Origin of the sequence: Myxococcus sp. CA056, from assembly GCF_013336715.1 — a bacterium.
Lineage (GTDB): Bacteria > Myxococcota > Myxococcia > Myxococcales > Myxococcaceae > Myxococcus > Myxococcus llanfairpwllgwyngyllgogerychwyrndrobwllllantysiliogogogochensis.
Genome location: NZ_JABUMT010000015.1, coordinates 143,833 through 153,095, shown reverse-complemented (window position 1 = coordinate 153,095; position 9,263 = coordinate 143,833). Strand labels below are relative to the sequence as shown.

The 9,263-nt window shown below is 68.6% G+C and carries 3 protein-coding genes; 1 reads left to right on the top strand and 2 read right to left on the bottom strand.

Annotated elements, in window-relative coordinates; all coding sequences use genetic code 11:
- Both HUA76_RS37495 and HUA76_RS37490 read right to left on the bottom strand, forming a co-directional pair.
- Nucleotides 1-6,819: non-ribosomal peptide synthetase (locus HUA76_RS37495; RefSeq protein ID WP_174463592.1), on the bottom strand; the 6,819-nt coding region annotated here is incomplete at its 3' end.
- Nucleotides 6,820-6,917: 98 nt separating this feature from the next.
- Nucleotides 6,918-8,018: an ornithine cyclodeaminase family protein gene (locus HUA76_RS37490; RefSeq protein ID WP_371823574.1), complete on the bottom strand. Its 1,101-nt coding sequence runs from the start codon at nt 8,016-8,018 to the stop codon at nt 6,918-6,920.
- 185 nt (nt 8,019-8,203) lie between these two features.
- Between HUA76_RS37490 and HUA76_RS37485 the strand changes: the two genes are divergently transcribed.
- The gene (locus HUA76_RS37485; protein ID WP_174463591.1) at nt 8,204-9,235 is read left to right on the top strand and encodes a hypothetical protein; all 1,032 of its coding nucleotides are present in this window, start codon (nt 8,204-8,206) and stop codon (nt 9,233-9,235) included.
- The last annotated feature ends 28 nt before the right edge of the window (nt 9,236-9,263 follow it).

Below are 9,263 nucleotides of genomic sequence, written 5' to 3'. Positions count from 1 at the left end.
CTCCCTCTCCAGCACTCCCACCGACCACCCGTCGAACACGATGTGATGCACCACCCACACCAACACGTGCTCCGCCTCCCCCACCTTCAGCACCTTCGCCCTCAGCAGCGGCCCTCGCTCCAGGTCGAACGGCCCGCGCGCCTCCTCCTCCACTCGCGCCAGCACGTCCCCTTCCTCCGCCTCCTCCACGCCCAGCGCCAGCTCCACCGCCTCGTGGATTCGCTGCACCGGCCGGCCGTCCACTTCGCCGAATGTCGTCCGCAGTGACTCGTGTCGCCTCGCCACCTCGCGGAACGCGTCCTCCAGCGCCTTCACGTGCAGAGGCCCCGTCAGCCTCACCGCGAAAGGCATGTTGTAGGAGAACCCCTCGGCATCGAGCTGGGAGAGGAACCACAACCGCTGCTGCGCGAAGGACTGCTCCGCCACGGCACTCGGAGGCCCTCGCACCAATGGCGGCGGTGCCGCGCCCCTCGCATCCTCCAGCACGTCTTCCAGATGCTCCGCGAGCTGGGCCACCGTGGGGGACTCGAACAGCACCCGGACAGGGAGTTCGCGACCGATGACTTCCTTCAAGCGCGACACCGCCTGCGTCGCGAGCAGCGAGTGTCCTCCCAGCTCGAAGAAGTGGGCCTCGATGCCCACACGCTCCAGTCCGAGCAACGGGCCGAAGACCTCCGCGACCACACGCTCCATCGCGGTGCGCGGCGCCACGTAGCCACCCCGAGACTCCTCCGCACGCGGCACGGGCAGGGCCTTGCGGTCCACCTTTCCCGTCGGCGCCAACGGAAGCGTGGGCAGCGACACGAAGGCCGACGGCACCATGTACTCGGGCAGCTTCGCCTGCAGTTGCGTGCGCAGCTCGGAGGGCTCAAGCCGCTGGCCTTCCTGGAAGACGACGTAGCCCACGAGGCGGCGATCTCCCGGCACATCCTCGCGGACGACAGCCACCGCGTCTCGCACACCAGGGAGGGCTCGCAACACCACCTCCACTTCGCCCAGCTCGATGCGGAACCCGCGCAGCTTCACCTGGCCGTCCAGGCGGCCGAGGAACTCCAGGTTCCCATCCGCGAGCCAGCGGGCCCTGTCCCCCGTGCGGTAGTAGCGCTCGCCCGAGGCGGCGCCGAGCGTGTCCGGAAGGAAGCGGTCCGCGGTCAGGTCCGGACGGCCGTGGTAGCCATGCGCGAGGCTGGCACCGGCGACGCCCACTTCCCCTGGGACACCGAGGGGACAGGGCTCGCCCTTCGCGTCCAGCACATAGAGCCGCACGTTGGTGATGGGCTCCCCCACGGGAGGCAGCGCGGGCCATGACGACGGTGGGCCCGATGCCCTCCAGGCAGTCACGACGTGCGCCTCCGAGGGCCCGTACTGATTCTCCAGCACGCAGCCCGGGAGCCGCTCGAAGAAGGCCACCAGCGCGGGCGTCACCTGGAGCTGCTCGCCCGCCGTCACCACCTCCGTCAGCGGCGGCAACACATCCTCCGCACCGGCCGCGTCACACACAGCCTGGAGCGCGACGAAGGGCAGGAATAGTCGCTCCACCCGGTGACGCACCATGTACCGCAGCATCGCGCTGGGGTCCCGGCGCAACTCGGGGGTGATGAGCAGGACGCGCCCGCCCAGGCACCAGGTGCCGAACAACTCCTGGAAGGAGACATCGAAGTTGAGCGAAGCGAACTGGAGCGTGGTGGCGTCCGGCTTCACCGTGCGCCGCAGCAACCACCAGAGCATGTTGCCCACCGCGCGGTGGGACATGACGATGCCTTTCGGTCGCCCCGTGCTGCCCGAGGTGTAGACGAAGTAGCAGTGTGTCTCCGGGGAGACGTCGACACGCGGAGCCATCGTGGGACGCCGGCCGATGGCGGGGCCTTCGTCTTCCAGGCAGACAACGCGAGCGCCGGTGTTCGGCGGCAGCGCGGCGACGAGGTGCGACTGCGCCAGCACCACGGGCGCACGCGTATCCTCCAGCATGAGCGCCAGTCGCTCGACGGGCCAGGTCGGGTCCAATGGAAGGAACGCCGCGCCCGCCTTCAAGGTGGCGAGCACCGCCACAGGCATCTCCAGTCCACTCCGGTCCAGACACAAACCCACCGAGCCATTGGGAGGAACCCCGAGCGCCACCAGGTGGTGCGCGAGCTGGTTCGCGCGCGCGTCCAGCTCCGCATAGGTCAGCGAGCGTGTGCCGTCCGTGACGGCCTCCGCATCAGGCGTTCGCGAGACCTGGGCCTCCACCCATTGGTGCATCAGCCCCGGCACATAGGTGGAGTCCTGGCGCGAGCCCCAGTCGACCAGCAAGCGCTGTCGCTCGGAGTCTCCGAGCAGCGGGAGCTCCGAGACCTGTCGTTCCGAGGTCTCCACCGCCGCGCTCAGCAGCCGGCCGTAGTGGCCCGCCATGCGCGACACCGTCTCAGCGTCGAAGAGGTCCGTGTTGTATTCCCAGTACGTCACCAACCCGCGAGGCGTCTCCCACGCGAACAACGTCAGGTCGAACTTCGACACGCCGGGCTCGAAGTCGAGGTCCTCCACCTGAACGCCGTCCAGGTCGAGTGGCGACAAGGTGCCAGGCATGACGAACATGACCTGGAAGAGTGGCGAGCGACTCAGGTCCCGACTCGGCTGGAGCGCGTCCACCAACTGCTCGAACGGAAGGTCCTGGTGCGCGAACGCTCCCAGGCACGCGCGCCTCGCCCTCCTCAACAGCTCCCGGAAGCTCGCCCCTTGCGTCTGCGTCCTCACCACCAGCGTGTTCACGAAGAACCCCACCAGTGCTTCCACCTGCCTCCAGTTCCTCCCGGAGATCGGCGTCCCCACCACCACATCCGTCTGTCCGCTGTAGCGCGAGAGCAACGCCTGGAATCCCGCCAGCAGCGTCATGTACAGCGTCACCCCCTCCTTCCGGCTCAGCTCGCGCAGCGCCCCTTCCAGCCCCGCTGGCAGCGCGACCCGCTTCAGTGCGCCTTGGTAGGTCCGCACCGCGGGCCTCGGGCGGTCCGTCGGCAGCTCCAGCACCAGCGGCGCCCCCGCCAGCTCCTCCTTCCACCACGCCAACTGCTTCTCCAGCACCTCCCCCTTCAGCCACTCCCGCTGCCACCTCGCGTAGTCCGCGTACTGCACCTCCAAGCCTCGCTCCGCCCCCGTCTCCCCTCTCACCCTCGCCCCGTACGCTTCGCTCAGCTCCCGCTCCAACACTCCCACCGACCATCCGTCGAACACGATGTGATGCACCACCCACACCAACACGTGCTCCGCCTCCCCCACCTTCAGCACCTTCGCCCTCAGCAGCGGCCCCCGCTCCAGGTCGAACGGCCCGCGCGCCTCCTCTTCCACTCGCGCCAGCACGTCCCCTTCCTCCACCTCCGCCACGCGCAGCTCCAGTTCCACCGCCTCCTGGATTCGCTGCACCGGCCGGCCGTCCACTTCGCCGAACGTCGTCCGCAGTGACTCGTGTCGCCTCACCACCTCGCGGAACGCGTCCTCCAGTGCCTGCACATCCAGCCGGCCGCTCAGCCGCCGCGCGAAGGGGACGTTGTAGGAAATCCCTCCCGCGTCGAGCTGCGAGGTGAGCCAGAGCCGCTGCTGCGCGAAGGACTGCTCCACCACGCCACCATGCGGCTGGTGCGTCAGGGGTGGCGGCTGCGCGCCATGGTTTTCCTCGAGTCGCTCCGCGAGCCGCGTCACGGTGGGAGACTCGAACAGGACTCGCACGGGCAGCTCCCGGCCCAGCACCTCGCGCAACCGCGACACAGCCCGTGTCGCCAGCAGGGAGTGTCCCCCCAGTTCGAAGAAGTGGTCCTCCACGCCCATCCGCGAGAGGCCCAACAACGGCGCCAGCACATCGGCCACCACCTGCTCCATCGCCGTGCGCGGTGCCACGTACTCACCTCGCGCGTCCTCCGCTCGCGGTGATGGCAGCGCCGTCCTGTCCAGCTTCCCGTTCAAGGTCAGGGGGAAGGCCGGCAGCGGGACGAAGGCCGAGGGCACCATGTACTCGGGCAGCCGTGCCTGCGCGTGCGTGCGCATCGCCTGGGGCGTCAGCGCCACTCCCACGGAGGGCACGAAGTACGCGACGAGCCACCGACCTCCGGGCCCATCGTCCCGGGCCAGCACCGCCACCTCACGCACCTCGGGATGCGCGGCAAGCGCGGCCTCCACCTCGCTCAGCTCGATGCGAAAGCCTCGGAGCTTCACCTGACCGTCCAGCCTGCTGGCGAACTCGAGCGTCCCGTCGCGCAGGAAGCGCACCCGGTCCCCCGTGCGGTACAGCCGGGCTCCCGGCTCCGCGCTGAAGGGATGCGGCACGAAGCGCTCCGCGGTCAGCTCGGGCCGGCGGAGATAGCCCCACGCCAGTCCATCGCCCCCTGTGTACAGCTCGCCCCACACGCCCACCGGCACCAGCTCCAGGGCCGCGTCCAGCACGTAGACGCTCGTGTTGGAGATGGGCCGACCGATGGACACCGACGTGCCGACTCGCGCCGGGTCCGTGAGCCGATGGCTGGTGGTGAAGGTGGTGTTCTCCGTGGGGCCATAGCCATTGACCACGCTTCCACCCCGCGCCAGCCGCGCGCGGACGGCTCCCGGCGACACCACGTCACCTCCCGTGAGGACCTGACGCACGCTCACCAGGGCCTCGGGCCGGGTGGCCATCACCTGCTCGAAGAACGCGGAGGTGAGCCACAGCGTGGTGACGCCATGGCGCGACAGCGCGCCCTCCAAATCCTCCACCGAAGGCGAGTGCTCGGAGAAGACGACCAGCCTTCCTCCGTTGAGCAACGGGCCCCACAGCTCCAGCGTGGCGGCGTCGAAGGAGATGGGCGCCAGTTGGAGGAAGACCTCCCCTGCTCCCAGCTCGGCGAAGTGAGCGCCCTTCACCAGTCGCACCACGGCCCGGTGTGGAATGCACACGCCCTTCGGCCTTCCGGTGGAGCCGGAGGTGTACATCACGTACGCCAGCGCCTCCGGTGGGACGGGCACGCCCGGCGCCTCGTCGTCCTCCGAGTCAGCCTGCTCCGATGAAAACTCCAGCGGCAGGATGTGCATGGCCATGGCGGGGAGCCGCGAACGCAACGAGGGCTGGACCAGCAGCACCTGGAGCCCCGCGTCCTCGCACATGAAGGCCAGCCGCTCGACGGGATACGACGGGTCCAGCGGCACATACGCGCCGCCGGCCTTGAGGATGCCGAGCGTCGCCACCACCATCTCCAGCGAGCGCCGCGTGAACAGCCCCACGTGACTTCCAGCCACCACACCCCGCTGCCGCAGCAGCCGCGCGAGCTGCCAGGCCCGCCGATTCAGCTCGGCATAGGTCAGGTACGCGCCCTCGAACTCCACCGCGACGGCGTCGGGCGTGCGCGCCACCTGCGCCTCGAACACCTCGTGGATGCTCGCCTCGCGGGGATACTCCGTCCGCGTGTCATTCCACGCCACCAGGAGCTGCTCACGTTCGCTGGCGCTCAGCAGGGGCAGCTCCGAGACGCGCTGCTCGGGATGAGCCACCACCGACTCGAGCAACCGGACGTAGCGCTCCGCCAGTTCCGTCACCGTCTCTTCATCGAAGAGGTCCGTGTTGTATTCCCAGTACGTCACCAGCCCTCGGGGCGTCTCCCGCGCGAACAGGGTGAGGTCGAACTTCGACACGCCCGGCTCCAGCGGAAGGTCCGAGACGTCCGCGCCTTCGAGCGCCAACGCCGAGGCCGGCGCGCCTTGGAGTACGAAGGCCACCTGGAAGAGGGGCGAGCGACTCAAGTCCCTCCCCGGCTGGAGCGCGTCCACCAGTTGTTCGAGCGGCAGCTCCTCGTGCGCGAACGCCCCCAGGCACGTGCGCCGCACCCGCTTGAGCAACTCCCGGAACGACACATCCTCGACGCGTGCTCGCAGCGCCAGCATGTTCGCGAAGAAGCCGATCATCCCCTCCAGGTCCCTGGAGCCGCGTCCCGCGAAGGGAGAACCGACGACGATGTCCCGCTGTCCGCTGTAGCGCGACAGCAACGCCTGGAACCCCGCCAGCAGCGTCATGTACAGCGTCACCCCCTCCTTCCGGCTCAGCTCGCGCAGGGGGCCCTCCAACGCCTCGAGCGGGGCCATCCACTTCAAGGCTCCGGCGAACGTCTGCACCGCGGGCCTCGGGCGGTCCGTCGGCAGCTCCAGCACCAGCGGCGCTCCCGCCAACTCCTCCTTCCACCACGCCAACTGCTTCTCCAGCACCTCCCCCTTCAGCCACTCCCGCTGCCACCTCGCGTAATCCGCGTACTGCACCTCCAGGCCCCGCTCCTCCCCCTCCTCCCCTCTCACCCTCGCCCCGTACGCTTCGCTCAACTCCCTCTCCAGCACTCCCACCGACCACCCGTCGAACACGATGTGATGCACCACCCACACCAACACGTGCTCCGCCTCCCCCACCTTCAGCACCTTCGCCCTCAGCAGCGGCCCTCGCTCCAGGTCGAACGGCCCGCGCGTCTCCTCCTCCACTCGCGCCAGCACGCCCCCTTCCTCCACCTTCTCCACTCGCAGGCTGAACTCCACCGCCTCGTGGATTCGCTGCACCGGCCGCCCGTCCACTTCGCCGAACGTCGTCCGCAGTGACTCGTGCCGCCTCACCACCTCGCGGAACGCGTCCTCCAGCGCTCCAACGTCCAGCCGCCCTTTCAGCCTCGCGGCGAAGGGAGCGTTGTAGGCGGACCCATCCGGGTCGAGCTGCGCGAGGAACCACAGTCGCTGCTGCGCGAAGGACTGCTCCACCACGCCACCGTGCGGCTGGTGCACCAACGGAGGCCGACGCCCCGCTCGTTCCACCTTCGTGCGGGTGGACTGCTCGCTCTGCGACATGGTGCTCCTCGGGTCCTCGTGAAGTCCCGTGACACCGGTGACCGGGCTGCGGGACTCCCGCGTGAGAGGCAATGAGAGGAAGAGACCGGATGCGTGCGTCAGGCCACGCGGAACTTGTGCCGGGAGTCACCCGGCTCACCCTGACCTGGCTCGACCCCGCGCTCCGGCAGGAGCAGGTCATACGGGTCCATCGCATCCCCCGCGAGGCACTCCAGCTCCACGTCCATGCCCAGCCCATATCGCCGGGCCAGCTCCGTGAGGACACGCGTCACCGCCTCGTCCTCCAGCGAGAAACCCGTGGAGTCGAACACCGTGGACCGCTTGCGCCAGTCCTCGTAGCGCTCGGGATGCTGCACGACCTCGATGATGCCCGGCCCAATCTGCTCGGGCCGGAGCTGCTGGCACTCCCCTTCGACGAGCGCCTGGGGAAGGAAGTCCGGGCACACCAGGCTGCGCTCCAGCAGCGAGCGAGGCAGCTCCACCTTCCCCGGCAGGTCCGAGCCCACCGCGTTGACGTGCACCCACGGCCGCAATCGCCCGTCCTCCAGCACCGGCCCTTCACCCACCCCCACGGACGTCACCGTGCACAGGATGTCCGCCTCCGCCTCCACCGCCTCCCGTGGCGCCGCGCGAACATCCAACCCCAGGAACCCCACCCGCTTGGGAAAGGAGCGCTGCACCGCCGCGTCCACGTCAAAGGCAAGCACCCGCTCCACGGGCCACACGCGGGACAACGCGTGCAGCTGCGTGACGGCCTGCGCCCCGCACCCCACCAGCCCCACCACCCGGCTCTCCGGATGCGCCAGGTGGCGGCTCGCGATGGCGGACGCCGCCCCCGTGCGCAACGCCGTCGCCAGCACCCCGTCCACCACCGCCTTCAAATGCCCCGTCTCACAGTCATAGACACTGTTCGTCGCGATGATGGTGGGAACCCCATAGCGTCTGGGATTCAACGGATTGTAGCCCACCACTTTGATTGTAATTGTTTCCCCCTGGCGCATCACTGGCATCCATTCCAGCACGCCTGTCCGAGCATTGCGCAGGGTGAAACCGTCGCGCTGCCGCAGCTCCGTCCGGGACGTGTCGAACGCGCGAAAGGCGCCTTCCACCGCCTCGATGACCTGGTCCATCAGGGCATCGATTCCAACCTCCTGCACGAGCTTGCGCAGGTCCGCCTGGGTGACGAGAAGTGTCTTCACGGGCGCTCCCCTCGGGTGGAGATGCGAGCACTCTGCATCAAGCCGTCGGACCTGTGAAGACAATCAAAACAATCCGACACATCATTACCAGACCAGAAGAATTATCATCCCTGATTGCCCATGACCACACTTGCCGACATTGCATGATTTACAGGCCCTCGGCACAAGCCGTATCATCCGATGCCGTGAGCGCACGGACGGACACCGCGGAGTTGTCGTGGGGTTGGGTTCGCAATCCCCGCTTCGACCTTCTCTTCATCGTGGGAACCGCGGGACTGGGCTGTGTCTTCGCCCTGGCCGCGTTGGCGAAACCCTCGCTATTCCCGCTGCTGCTGACCATCGACGTGTGGCTGCTCGGCTACCACCATGTGGTGTCGACCTTCACGCGGCTGGGCTTCGACGGGGAGAGCCGGCAGCAGCACCGCTTCCACATCTGGGTGCTGCCGCTGCTCGTCTTCACGGGGACGTTCACCGTGTACAAGCTCGCGGGCGTCTGGCCGCTGATGAGCATCTACTTCTACTGGCAGGGGTGGCACTACCTGCGGCAGAGCTACGGCGTCAGCCGCATCCTGGACCGGGCCTCGCGCAGGCCACCCTCGGACAATCCGGCCACGGTGTGGATGCTCTACCTCCTGCCCCTGGCGGGCCTGCTCCACCGCTCCGCGCAGGGCTCCACCACGTTCCTCAAGCTGGACGTGCGCATGCTGCCGGTGCCCCAGGAAGTCGCCTGGGTGGCCGCGGCCAGCGCGCTGGTGGCGGTGGCCGCCTGGGCCACGTTCCAGGTCCGCGCGCTGCGCTCCGGCACCGGCAGTCCCGTGCAGACGCTCTATCTGGCCACGCACACGGGCATGTTCACGCTGGGCTACTTCGTCATCCCCAGCCTGGAGACGGGCTGGCTGGGCCTCAACGTTTGGCACAACGCGCAGTACATCCTCATCGTCTGGCTGTTCCACAACCGCCGCTTCGGGGACAAGGTGAGTCAGGCCCACCCGTTCCTCTCCACGCTCAGCCAGAGCCGGCGGATGCTCCACTACCTGGTGGTCTGCGTGGGGATTTCCGCGCTGCTCTACACCTTCATCCTCAAGGGACTCGGGTGGATTCCGGCGGCCAGCCTGCTCATCGTCCAGACGCTCAACTTCCACCACTACATCGTCGACAGCCTCATCTGGAAGGTGAGGCAGCCGGCGGTGCGGCGCAACCTGGGGCTCGCCGCGTGAGCCCCGCCGTCACGCGGACCTTCCCCGC